Source organism: Nostoc sp. JL34 (assembly GCF_017114945.1).
Lineage (GTDB): Bacteria > Cyanobacteriota > Cyanobacteriia > Cyanobacteriales > Nostocaceae > Nostoc.
This window is the reverse complement of the sequence record NZ_JABXKQ010000104.1, coordinates 1-18,950: the sequence shown is the minus strand read 5'-3', so window position 1 is coordinate 18,950 and position 18,950 is coordinate 1. Positions and strand designations below refer to the sequence as shown.

Annotated in this window: 13 protein-coding genes and 2 pseudogenes; 13 read left to right on the top strand and 2 right to left on the bottom strand. The window is 38.6% G+C overall.

The features are described 5' to 3' along the window. The 9 genes and pseudogenes from HWQ44_RS18630 (at position 1) to HWQ44_RS18590 (ending at position 13,687) form a co-directional block, all read left to right on the top strand. Positions 1 to 1,161 (top strand): hypothetical protein, encoded by a 1,161-nt coding sequence (locus HWQ44_RS18630; RefSeq protein ID WP_292721442.1) that lies wholly within the window; start codon positions 1 to 3, stop codon positions 1,159 to 1,161. Further along, the gene (locus HWQ44_RS18625) at positions 1,158 to 1,709 is read left to right on the top strand and encodes a phage baseplate assembly protein V (protein WP_292721439.1); all 552 of its coding nucleotides are present in this window, start codon (positions 1,158 to 1,160) and stop codon (positions 1,707 to 1,709) included. The genes HWQ44_RS18630 and HWQ44_RS18625 overlap by 4 nt, the downstream gene beginning before the upstream one ends. After that, positions 1,709 to 2,113: a GPW/gp25 family protein gene (locus HWQ44_RS18620; protein WP_292721437.1), complete on the top strand. Its 405-nt coding sequence runs from the start codon at positions 1,709 to 1,711 to the stop codon at positions 2,111 to 2,113. The genes HWQ44_RS18625 and HWQ44_RS18620 overlap by 1 nt, the downstream gene beginning before the upstream one ends. After that, positions 2,110 to 4,668, top strand: coding sequence for a putative baseplate assembly protein (locus HWQ44_RS18615; RefSeq protein WP_292721434.1), 2,559 nt, complete (start codon positions 2,110 to 2,112; stop codon positions 4,666 to 4,668). The genes HWQ44_RS18620 and HWQ44_RS18615 overlap by 4 nt, the downstream gene beginning before the upstream one ends. After that, a complete protein-coding gene (locus HWQ44_RS18610; RefSeq protein WP_292721432.1) occupies positions 4,665 to 7,547 on the top strand; it encodes a putative baseplate assembly protein in 2,883 nt (960 codons plus the stop codon). The genes HWQ44_RS18615 and HWQ44_RS18610 overlap by 4 nt, the downstream gene beginning before the upstream one ends. After that, a complete protein-coding gene (locus HWQ44_RS18605) occupies positions 7,544 to 10,081 on the top strand; it encodes a hypothetical protein (RefSeq protein WP_292721429.1) in 2,538 nt (845 codons plus the stop codon). The genes HWQ44_RS18610 and HWQ44_RS18605 overlap by 4 nt, the downstream gene beginning before the upstream one ends. Before the next feature lie 11 nt (positions 10,082 to 10,092). Next, positions 10,093 to 12,474, top strand: coding sequence for a DUF6519 domain-containing protein (locus HWQ44_RS18600; RefSeq protein WP_292721425.1), 2,382 nt, complete (start codon positions 10,093 to 10,095; stop codon positions 12,472 to 12,474). A 203-nt stretch (positions 12,475 to 12,677) separates the two neighbouring features. Next, positions 12,678 to 12,812 (top strand): annotated as a pseudogene (locus HWQ44_RS18595) (IS4 family transposase); the annotation flags it as partial. 74 nt (positions 12,813 to 12,886) lie between these two features. Continuing rightward, the gene (locus HWQ44_RS18590) at positions 12,887 to 13,687 is read left to right on the top strand and encodes an isopentenyl phosphate kinase (protein WP_292721422.1); all 801 of its coding nucleotides are present in this window, start codon (positions 12,887 to 12,889) and stop codon (positions 13,685 to 13,687) included. Between the two features lie 78 nt (positions 13,688 to 13,765). On the opposite strand, the gene HWQ44_RS18585 is transcribed toward HWQ44_RS18590, so the two are convergent. Continuing rightward, on the bottom strand, positions 13,766 to 15,094 hold the full coding sequence (locus HWQ44_RS18585; protein ID WP_292721419.1) for an IS701 family transposase: 1,329 nt from the start codon (positions 15,092 to 15,094) through the stop codon (positions 13,766 to 13,768). Between the two features lie 526 nt (positions 15,095 to 15,620). Here HWQ44_RS18585 and HWQ44_RS18580 point away from each other — a divergent pair. From HWQ44_RS18580 to HWQ44_RS18570, 3 genes and pseudogenes are all read left to right on the top strand, one after another. Then, positions 15,621 to 17,093, top strand: a pseudogene (locus HWQ44_RS18580) (IS66 family transposase). Positions 17,094 to 17,175: 82 nt separating this feature from the next. After that, positions 17,176 to 17,850, top strand: a complete 675-nt coding sequence (locus HWQ44_RS18575; protein WP_292721417.1) for a GIY-YIG nuclease family protein — start codon at positions 17,176 to 17,178, stop codon at positions 17,848 to 17,850. 125 nt (positions 17,851 to 17,975) lie between these two features. Next, positions 17,976 to 18,410: a hypothetical protein gene (locus tag HWQ44_RS18570; RefSeq protein WP_292721414.1), complete on the top strand. Its 435-nt coding sequence runs from the start codon at positions 17,976 to 17,978 to the stop codon at positions 18,408 to 18,410. A gap of 93 nt (positions 18,411 to 18,503) precedes the next feature. Here the strand turns inward: HWQ44_RS18570 and HWQ44_RS18565 are convergent, their stop codons facing one another. Further along, positions 18,504 to 18,713, bottom strand: a complete 210-nt coding sequence (locus HWQ44_RS18565) for a hypothetical protein (RefSeq protein ID WP_292721412.1) — start codon at positions 18,711 to 18,713, stop codon at positions 18,504 to 18,506. 41 nt (positions 18,714 to 18,754) lie between these two features. Here HWQ44_RS18565 and HWQ44_RS18560 point away from each other — a divergent pair, with 41 nt between their 5' ends. Continuing rightward, positions 18,755 to 18,883 carry a hypothetical protein gene (locus HWQ44_RS18560; protein WP_292721410.1) on the top strand — a complete coding sequence of 43 codons (129 nt, stop codon included), beginning with the start codon at positions 18,755 to 18,757 and terminating at the stop codon, positions 18,881 to 18,883. Positions 18,884 to 18,950 lie beyond the last annotated feature (67 nt).

The following is an 18,950-nucleotide window of genomic DNA, read 5'->3' as shown; positions in this document are numbered from 1 at the left end:
ATGCCTGACTCAGATATTCGCCTAAAACTCATGATTGGTAGCACCATACCGACACCTGCGCCTTATGAAGTAATAGACGCGCTAATAGACTTAGAAGTGACTCAGCAAGACCGCGATCGCAGTGGTTTTCAAATGACCTTTAGTCTTAGTAAAGAATTAAAAAACTTTTCAGATTATTGGTTACTTCAAAAAGATATTTTGAATCCTCCCAATCGAGTTGTTATTCAAATCGTAGTTAATGTAAAAGTCGGTGTAAGCCGTAGTCTTCAAAACCCTATATTAATTGACGGCATTATTACCGATCATCAAATTGCACCGAGTAATCAACCAGGGGAATCAAGGCTAATAGTTACTGGTGAAGATATTAGTCTTATGCTCGATCTGGAAGATAAAAATGAAACTTACCTAAACTTATCTGATTCTCAAATTGTTAAGCAAATTTTACAAAAATATAAAGTTAGATATGGGCTGACATTAGATGTACAAGATACTACTAGAGATTTTTCACCCAAAAAAGAAGAACAAATTACCACTCAGCAAAGTACAGACTTACAGTTTATTCAGAAACTAGCTCTACGTAATAGTTTTATTTTTGAAATCAAGCCCGATAAAACTCCTGGTAAAAATATTGCTTATTGGGGTGAGGAAAAAAAGAAAGTTACTCCTTATCAACCAGCATTATCAATGAATATGGGGGCGTTTACCAATGTAAATTCATCTATAAGTTTCAATTTTAATGCTCTAGAATCTATTAAACCTCAAGCATCAATTAGTGATGAAAAAAGTGGAACATCAATTTCGATTCAGGTTCCTAAATCGCCCGGTCAAGCTTTAGCTAACAAGCCTGCTAAATCATTACGAACAGAAGTGCTACGTTCCACCAATAAACTCGAAAAAATCCTCGCTCAAAAGGAAACCGAATTATTGGCTAGCCGTTCGCAGGAAAATACCGTAACTGCTAGTGGGGAAGTAGATACTGTTCGCTATGGTTATGTCTTAGAAGTGCGTCAATTGGTGGGAGTGAGGGGTGTGGGAAAAACTTACGGCGGTTATTACTACGTCAAACAGGTAACACATCGTATCAAGCGTGGCGAATATAAACAAAGTTTTACCTTGAAACGTGAGGGACAAGGTGCAACAATTCAGATGTTAAAAGTATGAACCAATCAAAACTTGATACTTATGGAAGTATAAATCAACAAAGACCTTCTTTTTACGGCAAATACCGAGGCGTAGTATCTGATAATAACGACCCGTGGAAGATTGGTCGCGTGCAAGCAAAAGTGGAAGAAATTTTTGGCAACGATCCTAGCGGTTGGGCATTACCTTGCGTTCCCTATGCTGGGCAAGGAGTTGGGTTATTCCTCATTCCACCCAAAGGTGCTTTAGTGTGGATTGAGTTTGAAAACGGAGATCCAGACTACCCAATTTGGAGTGGCTGCTTTTGGGCAGATGAAAAGGTTCCAAACATAGTACCCGCTAATCCTTATGACCCAGAAACCAAGGTACTTAAAACCGATATTGGCAAGATTGAAATCAATGATAAACAAGGTAAGCAAAGCATAACTATTGAAGCCAAAATCGGGAAACAAACTATGACAATAGTGATGAATAATTCGGGAATTGAAATCAACAATGGAAACAATGCCACTGTGAATCTGAATGGTAATAAGGTATCGATTAACAACTTTGATTTGGAAGTAACTTAATGCCAGAATATCTCGTAAATCTGCCCAGGCAAAGGAATGTCATCAACATCGATTTTCCCTTCCATTTTGATAGAAACTATCACACCGCCAGCACCAGCGATGAAAATCAACACATCCGCGACTTAATTGAACAACTACTGTTTACTACTCCCGGCGAACGAGTCAACCGCCCAGATTTCGGCAGTGGTGTATTGTCTTTAATTTTTGCACCCAATAGCCCGGAACTAGCAAAAGCTATGGAAATTACTATTCAAGCATCTATTGAGCAATGGTTGGGCGATTTAATCGATCTACAAACTTTGGAAGTAACAAGCATTGATTCCAGTCTTTACATAGTGGTGGAGTATTTGGTGCAAAGTTCTGGGGAGACACAAACAGCTACTTTTAGGACGACCATACCATGAACAGCCACACCCTTACTTTCCAAAACGAACAGCGCCGCCAAGAAATCCGTAGGCAAAGAAAAAACGGGCTAGATTATGTAGAAGTTAGCGATGATTTGCGATCGCGTAGCGGCTCCGAAGGAGCATCGCTATATGTCTACTTTTTAGGTTCGGTACCAGGAAACCTGAAAAAAGAGAATCTCTTGATTGAAGGCGGCCAGCGCATCCGCCATCTTCATGTGACTAATTTACAGGTAGAAAGTCCTCAAAATTGTGAGAGTTACTTAACAGTTAATCTTGACCAAACTGGCGATTTCTCTGTGTATACTTTGCGCTTGGTGTCATTAGATGAACAGGGCAAACCCACAGATCAACCATATCCCAATTTTGACCCGCGCTACTCCCAAGTAGAATTTAAATTCCGAGATGGGATCTGTAACACTGACATGGATTGCTTGCAACAGCAAACTTGTCCGCCAACACAACTAGTTGAACCAGCTATCAACTATTTGGCTAAAGATTATGCTAGTTTTCGCCAGTTGATTTTAGACCGCCTCTCCCTAGTGATGCCGGATTGGGAAGAACGTCATGTTCCCGATTTAGGAATTACTTTAGTGGAAATCCTCGCTTATGTTGGCGATTATCTCAGCTACTATCAGGACGCTGTAGCCACAGAAGCTTATCTAGAAACTGCCCGCCAACGGATTTCTGTTCGCCGTCATGCCCGTCTGATCGATTATCCCATGCATGAAGGTTGTAATGCACGTACTTGGTTGTGGCTGGAGACAAGTATTGATATTTCCCTGGAAACAAAAAATTTCTACTTTATTACTAATTATAAAAACGCGCCTCCCTTTGGCACTATCTTAGAAGATATTCGCCACCTAGATGATGTTCCTCATAACAGTTATGAAGTTTTTGAACCGCTAACGCCCTTACCGATTCATCTCTACAGCGCTCATAACAAAATCCTATTTTATACTTGGGGCGATGGTTCATGCTATCTTGATCGTGGTTCCACAACCGCGACATTAGTGGATGAATTTATACATCCCACACAGCCAGAGTGGGCAAATTCCTCTTCCCTACTTGAACATCAGCGAAAATTGCATCTAAAAATTGGTGACATCCTAATTTTTGAAGAAATTAGAAGTCCGAAAACAGGTATCCCAGAAGATGCAGATATGAAGCATCGCCATGCTGTACGCTTGACAAATGTCAAGGCAAGTATAGACGAACTTTACAATCAGCCAATTGTAGAAATCGAATGGGCAGAAGAAGACGCATTACCATTTCCCCTTTGTATTTCGGCAATAGTCCCACCAGATTGTCAGCTAGTTGATATTAGTGTTGCCAGAGGCAATGTGATTCTAGTCGATCATGGACGCACTATTGAACGGGAAGATTTAGGAACTGTACCGGGAAAAGAGATAATTCACGAGTGCGAAGAGGAAGGCGAACCTAGAGAAATTTTAGTAGTTGGCGATCGCTTCCGTCCTACCTTGCAAAAAACGCCTTTAATTTTCAGTCAACCTCTGTCTAGAAAAAACCTCACCCAAGATGCTAAAAGTCTCCTAATTCAAGACCCTCAGCAAGCATTACCCCAAATCCAACTTAGGAGTACTGGAAATCACTCTACTTGGACTCCCCAATACGACCTCATAGACAGCAACAACGAAGATCAACATTTTGTTGTGGAAATGGACAACGATGGACAAGCTCACTTGCGTTTTGGAGACGGTGAATTAGGAATCAAACCAGCAGCCAATACTCACTTTCTAGCAACTTACCGGGTAGGTAATGGACTTGCAGGTAATATTAGTGCTGAAGCGATTTCTTATATTGTTTTTCACAATGAACCAATTAGTGGTTCGACATTGCAGCCACACCAGCCCTTAAGCGCTCAAGGTGGGACAGCACCCGAACCTCTATCTCAGGTGAAATTATATGCACCGCACCTATCTCACAAAAAATTAGAGCGTGCCATTACTGCTGATGACTACGCACAATTAGTAATGCAACATTTCCCAACAAAAGTTCAACAAGCAACAGCCACCTTACGCTGGACGGGCAGTGGGTATGAAGTCTGGGTGACAGTAGATCCCTTCAACAAAGAAACGGTAGATCGCAAATTACTGCAAAATATTACCACAGACCTAGAAAAATATCGTCGCATTGGTCATGATGTCATCGTTCAACGAGCAGCATACGTCTGTTTAGATATAGCGATGAGAGTTGATGTCAAATTTGACTATTTGCGCGGTCATGTCAAAGCTGCTTTACTGGATATTTTCAGTAACCGGATTTTACCTGATGGTCGGCGTGGTTTTTTCCATCCCGATAACTTGACTTTTGGGCAAGGAATTGCATTAAGTCAGATTGTAGCTCAAGCTTATAGTGTTCCAGGCGTTGAAAGCGTCTCTATAACTAAGCTAGAACGTCTTTTTGCAGGTGACAATCAGGAGATTGAAGCAGGTTTTTTACCCATTGGTTCTTCGGAAATTGCCCGACTCGACAACAACCCCAACTTTCCCGAAAACGGTAAATTTACACTCGATTTGCGAGGTGGCAGATGAAATTAAGTTGTAGCTGTAACTGTCATAACTATAAACCAAGCGATCGCTCCAGTTGTGGTTGCTGTGAAGGTGTCGAAATTCTCACTCCCACATCGATAGCAAATCAACCTGGTTTTTCTACCCTAGCTTATCGAGTTGGAACCCATGCTAGCTTTTTAGAAACAATGAAAGCGCGTCTGGGTGAGAGCAAGTTTCCCTCACTCAAACATCTGAAAACCCGCGATCCTCAAGACACGTCTTTAGCTCTACTAGATGCTTGGGCTACTGTCGCAGACGTTCTAACATTTTATCAGGAACGCATAGCCAATGAAGGTTACTTACGTACTGCGATTGAGCGACGTTCCTTAGTAGAATTAGCTCGATTAGTAGACTATGCACATAGTCCCGGTGTCAGCGCTAGCGTTTATTTAGCTTTTACCCTAGAAGATGGTTACAATTTGGAAATTCCTGTTGGTTTGAGTAGCCAGAGTATACCTGATTCTAACGAATCGCCGGAATTTTTTGAAACATCCGAAAAACTGCAAGCTTATGCCCAGTTGAATCAACTCAAGCCCCGGATGAGTCAACCACAACAAGTTAATTCAACAACCGTTACCGAAATTGATAAGATTTATTTAGATGGTATAAATGCGAATCTCAAACCTAACGATCCACTTTTACTGATCTTTAGTGATGCTAAACAATTCATTCGCAAAATTCAAATTATTGAGCCTCAAGCAGAGGAAAACCGGACAAAAATTACATTACAATTACTACCAAAAATTACACAAAAATTAACTAATAAAAATTCAGAAAATACAATAGAAGAAAGAATAAAACAATTAATCAAACTGCCATCCTTACAACCTGCCAATGCTCTAGAACTTGAGCGGACAAAACAACAGATTTTCTCTCCCGAAAATATTGATATGAATTTTCGGTTAATTAATAATACTTTAAATCCCGCTTCAAACACAGCAATATATCAAATTTTAACCAATAATAAAATTAATTCTGCTAATCAGTTAAACCGAATTGAGTTTTTAGGAATCAAAGCTGCACCTTTCGGACATGACGTAGCTTTGAAGCCGATTTTTGACCAGCAAGGGCGAATTGAAAAATATGAGGAATGGCAAATTGCAGATGTAAATGAGTCAATATCAAGCTCCTCTAGCACACTACCATTAGAATTACGAAATATCTTAGCCTTAGATGCTCAATATGATGGAATTACACCTGGAAGTTCCCTAGCAATTGAACGTGTAGATGTTAATGAAATTGAGATTTATCAAGTAATAAAAATTGAAAATATCTCTAAAATTGCCTATAACATAGTAGGAAGAATTACCCAACTCACTTTAGATAAGCCTTGGTTAAAAGAACAGGATATATCTTTAGATGTCATGCGTAAAACCACAGTGTATCTCAAGAGTGAAGATTTGAATTTGGTGGAAAAACCAGTTGACCTGAAAGATGCACCAAGCGCTCAAAATTATATATCTGACCAGATGGAAATTGAACTAGACAATCTCTACGAAAATCTCCAACCTGGACGTTGGTTAATTATCTCCGGTGAACGCAGTGATATATCTGATGTCAACGGTGTCTGGGCTAGCGAAGTTGTTATGTTAGCTGGGGTGAGACAAGATATATGTGCGAATTTATCCAATGACAAACCCCATACATTCCTGAAATTTGCTAGACCTTTAGCTTATTCTTACAAACGAGAGACTGTTACTATCTATGGCAACGTAGTCAAAGCCACTCATGGCGAGACTCATACTGAAATACTGGGCAGTGGTGATGGTACTAAAGCAAATCAACAATTTACTCTATCACTACCGCCCCTTAGCTATCTACCAGCACCTATCCCTAGTGGTGTTGCGAGCACTTTAGAAGTATATGTTAATGATGTCCGTTGGCAAGAAGTAGAAAATTTGATTGAGTTAAGTCCAACAGACCGCGCTTATGTCACCCAAACTGATAGCGATGGCAATACAACTATTATCTTTGGCAATGGTGAACATGGAGCTAGGTTGCCTAGTGGGATTGAAAATGTCAAAGCAGTCTACCGCGCTGGCACTGGCAAAAGTGGTAATGTTGCAGCAGAAAAAATTACGCAACTGGCAATGCAACCTCTAGGTTTGAGTGGCGTACTCAACCCCATAGCAGCAACAGGAGGCGCAGACCCAGAAAGCGATTATGAAATACGCCGCAATGCACCCGTTGGCATAACATCTCTCAACCGTGCAGTTTCCGTGCAGGACTATGCCAATTTTGCGCGTACTTTTACTGGAATTGGCAAATCAAATGCTCAACGTCTTTCAAATGGTTCGGAGCAAATTCTGCACATTACCATCGCTGGGGCTGATGATATTTATATTGATAGAAATTCAGATTTATATCGCAGTTTTGTGCAAGCATTATACCAGTTTGGCGACCCCTATCAGTCACTACAAATAGATATGCGGGAACTAATGCTGTTAATTATCAGCGCCAATGTGCGAATTTTAGCAAATTATCAATGGTCATTTGTAGCACAGGAAATTCGCACTGCTTTATTCGATAAATTTAGCTTTGAAAATCAGGAACTAGGAGAAAATGTTGTCCTCAGTGGAGTTATCAGCACGATTCAACAAGTACCTGGCGTAGACTACGTGGATGTAGATATTTTAGATAGCGTTTCCGAAACTGAAGCCCAAAGTCCAGACATTTTAAATACTAAACTTCAAGAATTGGCAAAAGTAGGCAGTACTGGTGGAAATGGACAACCAAAACAATGGATTCCTGTAAACTTGGCTGTTTTTGATTCAACAATAAATCAACTTTTCCCGGCTCAATTAGCTATTCTCAACCCGAAAGTACCAGATACACTAATTCTGAAGGAGTTGAAATCATGAGCAATTCCCCAGACCGTCTTTATGAACTGTTGCCAGCCGTTTACCGCATACGTGATGCAGAACTTAGCTATCCCCTACGGGATTTATTACGTGTCATTGCTGAACAAGTAGATATTGTTGAAGCAGATATTACTCAACTCTATGAGAACTGGTTTATTGAAACTTGCCAAGATTGGGTAGTACCATACATTGGTGATTTAATTGGTTATCAAAGCGTTCATAGTTCTGGTACAGAACAGCAAGATAACAAGATTTTAAATCCTCGTCGGGAAGTAGCAAATACTATTCGCTATCGACGGCGCAAGGGGACGCTAGCTTTGTTGGAATTGCTGGCTGATAAAATAGCTGGCTGGCCGATACGAGTTGTAGAATTTGATCGGCTAGTTAGCAAAACACAGCATATCAATCACCTGCGTTCGTCAACCTCAACAACATTAAATCTGCGTCAGGTGGATGGAATCACAAAGTTAAATAGCCCATTCGATGAATTAGCTCATACAGTAGATATCCACCATATTTCTTCACAAGAGCAACCTGGAAAGTATAATACTCCAAATATTGGTATTTTTGTTTGGCGATTAAAAGCTTATTCTATGACTGTCACACCAGCTTTTTGTTTGGAAGAAGTTAGCTCTAACTGCTACACATTTAGTATTACGGGTAACGACACTCCGCTTTACACTCGTCCCCAATTAGCAAAAGATGCAACCCAAATTGATTGCGAATTAAATTTACCTATTCCCATTCAACGGCAAGTTTTGCAATCTCACAAAAGCGATTATTTTGATTCAAACCCAAATCCAGAAGAATTTACCAAAAGTTTGCAAGTCTGGAAAGGTGTTGGCTCAAAACTGCATCTAATCTCTCCAGAGCAAATTATTATTGCCGATCTGGGCGATTGGAATTATCAACTAGAGCAAGACTATATAGCAGTTGATCCAGAATTAGGCCGAATGATTTTTCCGATCCGCCAGCTACCAAAAAATGGTGTTTGGGTTTCTTATCATTATGGTTTCAGTGCTGATATTGGTGGTGGCGAATATGACCGAACTTTGTTAGATTCTACAGCACATTTCTTACTTGATGTTGGTGATATTCAAGAGCCAGCAATTTTTAGCTCACAACAAGATGCTTCTGCATTATCCGAGTTTTTGCGATCGCAATTTTCCAGTGATACCCAAAGGCTTTTGGATGCCTACACCAATCCTCCTCCCGAACCAGCTTTAATTGCAGCTTTGCTTCCAGAGCTAAATCAACTACTTTTAGGTAAAAGCCTTTATGATGAACAACGTTTTGCATCTATCACCTTGAGTGCCAAAACTAAACGTTTGGTTCAGCAAAATCTCCAAGGTAAAGAACTGATTCACTGTAATCGTTTGCTATTAGAAGAAGCTTTTCCATCTCAAATCAGAAAGCATTATGCTCATTACAGCGTCAGTCAAACTTCACGAGGGTATTATCAAACTATTACTGAAGCAATCTCACAGTGGCAACGAGACAAACCTCATAATGCTGTAATTGAAATTATTGATAGTGGCGTTTATGTAGAACGAATTAATATTGAACTGGAACAAAACCAAAGTCTGCAATTACGTGCAGCTAACCACAAGCGTCCGGTGATACGTATTCTAGATTGGAGAACTTCTTTGGGTGACGCTTTAAATGTCACAGTAGAGTCAGGAAGTTGCTTTGTTCTCGATGGTTTATTGATTACTGGTCGCGGAGTGCATATAGAAGGTAATCCCACTCAATTTGCAGATTATTCTACCTCTATTATGCAAAAACCAGCTGCGATTATTATCCGTCATTCTACATTAGTGCCGGGTTGGTCATTACATTGTGACTGTGAACCCCGACGTTCTAGCGAGCCAAGTTTGGAGTTATTTAATATCAATGCGTGCGTAACGATCGCACACAGTATTATTGGCTCCATTCAGATTAACCAAGATGAGGTAGAGACTGACCCTTTACCCATAAATATTAGCGATAGCATTATAGATGCTATCAGTATAGAAGGTGAAGCGATCGGTGCAGTAGGTTATTCTATAGCCCATGTGCGTTTGACTATTGCACGTTGCACAGTCATTGGTCAGATGCAAGTACATGCAATTGATTTGGCAGAAAACAGTATTTTTAACGGCATTATATTCGTTGCTCGTCGCCAACAAGGTTGTATCCGTTTCTGCTACGTGATGCCCAACTCACGCACACCACGTCGGTATAATTGTCAACCTGATTTAGTGGAGCAAAAGATTAGACAAGAAACTGAACTAGAGACAGAACAGTTAGATACAAACCTGCTTGTCATCAGACATCACTTACGACCTCAATTCAACAGTATACGTTATGGCACACCTACTTATTGTCAGTTAGCGTCAACCTGCGCTGAAGAAATCAAACGTGGCGCTGATGATGAATCAGAAATGGGTGCTTTTCACAATCTATATCAGCCTCAAAAAGAGGCTAACCTACGCATCCATTTAGATGAATATACACCCGCTAATACTGAAATTGGCATTATTTACGCTAGCTAAAGAGGATTGTTATGCAAGGAGAATTTAGAGGCGATTTTACTCGTGATACCTACGACAAAAGCAAGCACTTCCTTCGAGTATTGATGCAACAAGGTAGAGTGCAATTAGATGCAGACTTCAACGAACAGACATCGATTCTACTAAATCGCCTGCAAACTTTGGCCAAAGATATATTTGGACTACAAGGTGGCCCAGAGCAGAATTGTGGTTTTGAATTTATCGCCACTGAAGAGCAGATTAATAATATTAATAACCTGAATGATGAAGAAAAACAGGAATTAAAAAAACGGCTCCAATGCCAAAGCTATTTAATTAGCCAAGGCAATTATTATGTCGATGGTATACTTTGTGAAAATGAGGAATTTGTATCTTATCTTCAGCAGCCAGATTTTACGCCGGAAGTTATAGATCCTTGTAAAGTTCAATTAAATGGAGCAACATATCTTGCTTATCTTGATGTTTGGGAACGACATATAACTCCGATTGAAGATCGTGACGACTTCAAAATTAATATTCGTGAAGTTGCTTTAGGGGGAGCAGATACAGCAATTCGCTCTAAGTTAGTTTGGCAAGTCAAGCTCAAACAATTAAAAGATAATCAAGATATTGAAACGGTTGCCAAGCAAGTTAGTAAGGATCGTGACTATTTTCAGAGTGTGCTAGGTAAAGAATTATTGAAGCCTGGAAAAAGCGAAATTATTGCCAGAATTACAAAGCCTACTTCTACAGGAATAAACGATCCATGTGTTATTCCGTTTAATTCCAAATTTCGTGGTACTGAAAACCATCTTTATCGAGCGGAAATTTTTAGAGTTTCTAATACTAATCAACTATCATTTGTTTGGTCACGCGAAAATAGCTCAATTGTTTTTCCTATTGTGACATCTACTGAGACAAATTCTTCAGTCCTTGTATTCAAGCTAGAACATTTAGGAAAAGACAAAAATTCTAGTTTATCAGCAGGTGATTGGGTTGAAATCATTAATGATGATTATATACTTGGAGATAGCGATCGCCAACTACTAAAAGTTGAGCAAGTGGATCGCATTGAGAATCAAGTAATTCTCTCAGGGGATAGCAAGAGTAACACATTGCTTCCAGAAAAGCATCCTCTATTACGCCGTTGGGACTCTAAAGAAGTCAAAGTAAGTTTATCTGAAGGGAGTAATAAATGGTTTCTCCTTGAAGATGGAATTGAGATTCAATTTCAAGCAGATACTCAGAATAACTTTTATCAAGTAGGTGATTATTGGTTAATTCCTGTCCGAACAGCTACTGGCAATGTAGAATGGCCTAAACAAAAAAACAAAGAAGGAAAATTAGAGCCTCAACCTCAACCACCGCATGGTATAGCGCATTATTATGCACCTCTAGCAGTATTTTTAGGTAATCCTAATAATGTAACAGTTTATGATTGCCGAAGAAAGATTGGTAGTCAAGAAAGCACTATATCACCTATAAGTAATAAAGATAATAATCCTATACTAGTGAATTCTCAGGAAAATCCTGCAACACCTATTAATCAGAAAGAAACCACTACACAAGCAATAACAGAATTCAATCGCATAATCAATGCTAGTTGGCATCACGATCAAGTTTTAGAAGCTACTATTGCAGAAACACAGGAAAATTCTAACAATGTTCCAGAGGATCAATTATTTAATTTGAAATCTCAGAATTTAAGAAATTTGTTTACTAAACTAGGTCTAGTAATTCAGTTTCAAAAACCAGTAAGAATTGATAGTTTACATAAGAGTAGTATATCTGTTTTAGCTCATACGGATAATGTATTGAAAGGTGAAGTATTTTATATATTGCCAATGAAAGTTGAGCCAGTTCAAGTTACGAAAACTGAAATAAAATCTATCCGTTGGGCAATGGGCAATGATATATTAGATAGTAATATCAATCTAATTACAGAAGTTGAACCTTTGACAAGTGAAAATACTGCTTACACAGAAGCTGTTAGATTAATTACGCCTGATGATTGGTCGCAAAAAGCTGTCTTTCACCAAAGTAATATCTATCAGTTTACTGTCTCATTGCATGGCGACTGGATTATGAATGAGGAACCATTATTTGATAGCGAAAAATTTAATTTACAAGGATATTTAAATAAAGGGATGATTCCTGATGGATTACGTCAGCAATTTCAACAAAAAGGAATTTCCCTTTCCCCAAATATTATTTTGTTTACGGAAAAAGAAAATTTAAAATGGCGGTTAGTCGATGGAGGTAAAATTTACATTCTTAAACTAGATAACAATAAATTAACAGTTAGCAAGATTCAAGCATTGGATGGTAACAATATTTGGCCTGGTGTTCCTGAGCGATTTAGTGGAAATGGCTCTGAAGGAGGTGACTGGGTAAGTATTATTCATATCAAAACTTGACTTGCAGAAATTGGCGCGAATGCAGGAATAAGACGGGATATTCAGAGAGTTCAGGGGATCATCTGATGCTATTCTAGGAAACGCTTAGAACAAACACGACACATCAGGCAATACCTGTGCCAAAAAAAGAGTATAAAGGGAGAGGGCTGATGTAGTAGAGTTATTGTCTTCCACAACGACAAGTCAAAAGCTACAATTCGCCCATGTTCGACATCCTATCACTTTTACAATGCTTGCTACCGCAAATAAATGCTACGACCATGCGGCAATTGAATCAGATAATCATAGCGATGTTAGCAATGAGCAGGCGAGTTACCATCTTGGGGAATTCTCGTTGGATTAGCAATTTTGATTTTTTTTGTCTAGGATTAGTTTTTATAAGTTTTTATCTTTCCTCATTTAATATTTGATTATGGAATTAGTATTAGTGAAGCTAGGAGGTTCCTTAATTACTGACAAGGATAAACCTTATACTCCTCGAAGAGAAGTTATAACACAACTGGTTGAGCAAGTGAGCCTAATCAAACATGAAAATCCTAATCTGAAACTGATTATTGGTAACGGTGCTGGTTCTTTCGCCCACCAATCAGCGAATAAATATAATACAATTAACGGTTTTTCAGGTGATGAAGAAAAACTAGGGTTCTGCTTAGTTCATCAAGATGCTTTGGATTTAAATTCTCTACTAGCTAAAAATTTTTTACAGGCAGGTTTACCAGTGGTAAGTTTGCCACCTATTACTATGATAATCACTCATAGCAAAAAACTATTGAAGAGTGACTTTAGTATTATAGAAAGTAGTCTAAAAGCAGGTTTAATTCCTTTAGTTTTCGGTGATGTAGTTCTAGATCACGCTATTGGTGGTACTGTCTTTTCGACAGATGCATTGCTTGTAGAACTAGCGAAATACTTCTATCTTCAAGGTAAGTTTAAAATTCGACTAATAAATGTTGGGAATTATGCAGGTGTATATGATCAAGAGGGGCAAGTAGTTTCCAATATTACTCAAGCTAACTATTCTCAGATTAAACCTTTCTTGGGCAAGAGCAAATCAGTAGATGTTACTGGCGGGATGGCGAAGAAAGTTGAGGAGTTTTTGACTATTTCTAGTTTAGGGATTGACTGCTGGATAATTGATGGGAATATCCCAGGGAATTTAGCCTCTTCAGTTTTAGGTGCGCCAACTCTAGGCACTTTAATTAGGGCATTTTAACTAAAATGATTTCAAAACTGTTGGTAGTTATCCTTCTTCTGTCACTCTCCGGCGTTAGCAAGTAGTAACTAAGTGAAATTATCCAGAAGCATAACAGGGTTTAAATTGATTCATTTCACTAATTAATTGATTGAATCCCAGCAATAAATTAGAATTTGGGAAAATATGTATCCAGGGATAAATCAACCAAAATAGTAAGAGTGGTTGGGCAATGAGACGCAGATTATTTAAGGTATTCTTCCATCCGCATTCATGGTTCCATTGTTGATGATTAGAAAAATCAATATCACTATTTTCTTGTACCTCAGTTTCAATTTGACGAGATTTATTTAAGCCTAACAAGGCTGGAGAATTTAAACTAATCATTGTGTAAACACAAAAAATAATTTCCCACCATCTCTCAATATGTTGAAAATTGGTGAAACGATAATCTGTCCAACCTAGTTCCTGTTTACACTGTCGGAAACCATATTCTACCCAGGTTCTTAATCCATATAAATCTCCTAAAATTTTCTTGAGATTACCTTGAAGATTTGTCATCACAAAAGAAGTAGAATTCTCTGGCATGGTTTCTGGATCAGTAGTTATTTCCCAGTAAGTTATGGCTCTTTTTTTACCATAAATTATTTCCCTAATGTATCTAGTTTCTGATTTTTCATTGCTAAATGTTCTGTTAAATTTACACCACTTATTCGCCCTAACGCTCTGCTCTGCTGGAAGCCAGACTCCATGATTACTTCTTATTGCTACGACATAATCTAATTTATATTCAGCTAGTTTTCTAATAAACTGGCTACTTTCACCATATAAGCTATCTGCTAGTACTAATTTAATATTAAAGCCTGATTCCATTAACTCAGCAATAATTTCTGATGCCAACTCTATTTTAGTTTTATATTTATCCTCTGCTTTTAGTGTCCCTTTCGGTTTGAATACTTTTACAGTTAAAGGAAATGTTATATTCGAGTAAACTCCATAAGCATTGACTGAAACTATCCCATTATCCATTTTCCCTACACTTCCTAGATATTGTCTTGCTACATAATCAGTCTTTTTACCTTTTTTTCTATCTCCTGTTTCATCTATTACTACTGTAATCGCATTTCCATCTAGTACTTTTTTGAGTTTATTTAATCTTCGTTGTTTTAATTTATCTAATGACCAATTTAAATTGGCTAGAAAATGATGTAATGATTGGGCGGAGTTTATACTTACAACTTTCGCTATCTCTGGCAATGATTTTCTTTTAATTTGTGACATTATTCCCAGATGTAAATATTTGAAGCATTCATAATTTCTTACTTCTTTAAACAGGTCTTTATACTCTGCACAATATTCATCTATGGTAGCAACTGTTGGGTGAGCATCTCTTGCCAAATGTTTCAAGATTTGTAATTCTACATCCATTGCCCTACTTACCTTTCAGGGTTTTATTTTTTTATTCTTTTATTCAGAATACCCGGAAAGTGACAGAAGAGGGATAATCCGAACTACTTACCCTTAATCTTTTTGAGATAACTCATTGAGAAAGGCAGAGGGCAGTTCTTGCTGAAGGCAGCTATGAACTGTCGCTAAGGAAAGAAAACCATTAAAGCAGACGGAAGGCGGAAATTTGGGACTTCCAAAGAATAAATTATTCCAAGAAAAACAAGAGACAGGTTTTCTCAAGAATGATAATCATTTTAAGGGAGGAGAAAAGGAGTTGCCCTCGGCAACTCCTTTTCTCCCCCTCATCTATGCATGAAGAATCTATACACTTGTCGTCTGCTTTGAAGTTAAACAGTGTAAAATTAGTATGTTTTCCAGCTAAATAAATGCTGTTATTAAAATCAAATAACTTTTGTTTTACTACAACAAATATCAATAAACCAATGTAAGGATTCAGGTGGCAGGGTATTGACAAAGGGGACGCTTGAGGGAGAGTATCACAAATATGAACCAAAACCTGCCTCAAGATTTAGACCGAGAAAGCTTGAACCAGTTATCAAAAGAAGAACTGGTAAAGATAATTATTGAGCAGGGCAAGGGAATATGTGAGTTACAGAAAACAATCTTAGAACTACAGCAAGAAGTAGAAGGTTTAAAAGTCAGCCGAGATTTAGATAGTTCTACCTCATCGAAACCACCATCTGGGGATATTCTAAAAAAGAGCGAAAACAAAAAAGCATCCCTGGACGGAGAATCGAATCATCCCAAAAGAAAACCAGGCGGGCAACCAGGGCATCAGGGAAAAACGCGTAAGGGTTTTGGCAGAGTAGATCGTTATGAAATCTTACGTCCAGAAGATTGTGTTCACTGCGGTCAAAAAGCATTTGCGACTGTGGCAGTAAAAATAGAAAAACAGTCTGTAGCGCAATTAGTAGAACGTCCCATTTAAATTGTGGAATATCAACGCCATACCTGCGTGTGTGAGTGTTGTGGAAATGTACAAACAGCCTCATGGTCGCCAGATATCGTTCCAGGGCAAGATTTAGGAGTTAGATTACAAGCGTTCTTAGGATGGGTAAACAATTATGCACACATGCCTTATGAAAAACAGCAAGAAATGTTGTGGGAATTAGGGCAAGTTGAAATTGGGCTTGGAACGTTAGTCGCAACTAATGAACGAATCCAACAAGCGATTGAACCAAGTATTAATGAATTGAGTAGTTGGGTAAAGCAGACACAACCGAATGTTCATGTGGATGAAACACCTTGGTCAGTTAAAGGAGTCAAAGAATGGTTGTGGGTAGTTGCCAATTCTGATTTCTGCCTGTTTACTGCGGCTGACACTCGTTCACGAGCCGAATTAGAAACAATTTTAGGGACTGAGTATGCAGGGGTACTCAGCAGCGATGATTTTAGCGTTTACAACGGCTATCCAGCTTTTGCCCAGCAGAAATGTTTGGCTCATCTACGCCGACACTTCAAAAAACTAATTATTCTTCCAGGTCTTCACAACCAAGCTATCGGTGAAACGTTTGTTAATTTAATTGATGAAGCCTTTAGCAATTACGCTCAATGGTTTGAGAGCCTTGACTCCTTCAGTTACAACGATTGGGTCAACCAATTTAAATCTAAGTTGCACTCCTCACTTAATCAGTGGATTGACAAAGCAGGAGCTACAGCTGGCCACCTTTTACGTTCTTTGCGTGATAAAGCAAGTCAATGGTGGTATTTTCTTGACAATCCTGAAATCCCTCCTGATAACAATCAGGCCGAGCGATCGCTGCGTTTGGCCGTGACGAAACGTAAGGTAAGTGGTGGCTCCCGTTCAATGGACAGGTTTAGACACACTGCCCATCTGTTAACAGTGGTACAAACCTGTCGTCGTCAAGGTAGGTCTGTGATTGACTTTTTTGCACAAGCACTGCTGGCTAATTCTAATAATTATCTGTCTCGCCCATCTCTGCTTCCTAAATATTAGACCTGAATCCTTACGAATCCTCTATGTAGGACAAGCGACTAATTTAGCATCTCGATGGAAAAATCATCACCGTCAATATCAGTTGGAAGAAATTGATAAGGATTTCCCAGTGAAAATAGCTTGGCTAGCATGGAATGAGTCAGGCTTAGGGGAAGCAGAAAAATACTTAATCAATAATTTTCAACCTTTATTAAATGGAACAAGAGTTGAATTACCTGCTGTTATTCCATCAGAAGTTATCCTGAGAGATTTTTTGAAAGCTTTCTCCAGGCATTTAATTATCATTGGGAGAAAATCTCAAACAGCCTCGGAATTAACAAACGTTTATTTAAAGTATGATTGGACAGATTGTTCGCCAAAAGGTACAGCCGCAAAGATAAAAATTTTTATTCGAGAAAACAAATATAAAAATACAAGTTTAAAATTTAAATGGCAGAAATATGTAATAATGCGTGGCATACTTTTTCGCCCAGTAAGTAGAGAACAAAAAGCTAATGCTCGCCAAAATCGTTCGTACAATAATCATTGGCAAGTTGCTTGTAATGGAGTTATTCTCCATATCACACCAAGTAATAACTATAAAGAATTAAAGCTAAGTACGGATTCTAAAGAGCTTGCTGGTATTAAACTGCAAACGCTCACTAAAGTTGCTTTATCTGAAATGAGTAGCAAATATCCTTATGAATATTCTGGGATATCCTATTTAGAAACCGATCCAATTCCATTACTTTGGGTTATTAAAAACTGCGCTCGTTAACGTGTATCAGTAAATCAAATGTACAATACTGAACACGTCGTATTTGTTGGAGATAACACACCTACTAAAGCATCATTTGGGAATATATATCGATTGCATCTACCCAGTAATCCTACAAACCAATCATGATTCAAGAAATTTTAACTACATTTACTGAAATAGTTGCCTTAAGTGGGCTAGGTCTTATCTTTGTATCAGCTTTTTTAACTGATACCCAAAAATCCCAAAAAATTGTAAATTCTTTACAGGATGGAATAGCCAATGATTCACCTAATGTGGATCAAGAATTTGAGCTAGAAGAAGAATTTACCCAGCTACCTTTTCTTACTGCTTATGAAATGGCTGAAAGATTTGGGGTGAAAGTTGACACAATAGTTGCTCATGCAAAGCAATGGCGAAATGGGCAACGTTACGACTACAGCTTTGAAGAATGGGCATCTGATTTTGACACCAAGTATCGCTGGCATTTCTTTTGGAACGCTGACTATGAGCCAGTGTTTTACCCAGTTTCATCTAAGTTGTTCACCAAGCACTTACTGAGTTATTGCAATAAACAATAGTTAAATGGGTTCTAAATTTTGACCAAAATAGTACAGATAAACTATATGGTGTTCGCGTTTATCCTTATTATCTAGCATTCCTTGTCATAATTATTAAAATGACCAAGTATTAGTGCCAGAGAAATCTACTTCTGTGACCTGAAGCGTGATTTTATCGGCTACGGCATTGCTCACTCCCAGACTTAATAAGTGTCTGAGGTTGTATGAAGAGCAGGCTTTATCAAAGTACCAGGGAGCGAGATCGTCAATCGGATAGGTGGAATATCGTTTAGTATGGTGTGCGAGTTGGAGTAAAGTCGTCAAATCATCGGTTTCGGCGGTAGCCTAAAGATGATCTGTTAGTGTTGATTGACTGGCAAAACCAGATGATTTACCAGACTTACCAACCGCGATCGCCACTCTCGCAATTTGTTGAACTGCTCTGGAGTCGAGAAGGTGAGAACTTACCTAACGCTCTTTTATTACTCTCATGAGAGTATAATTAGTTACTAAGAGTTTAACTTAGCAAGGGTATTTAATTGGGTTCAAGAACGGCTACCT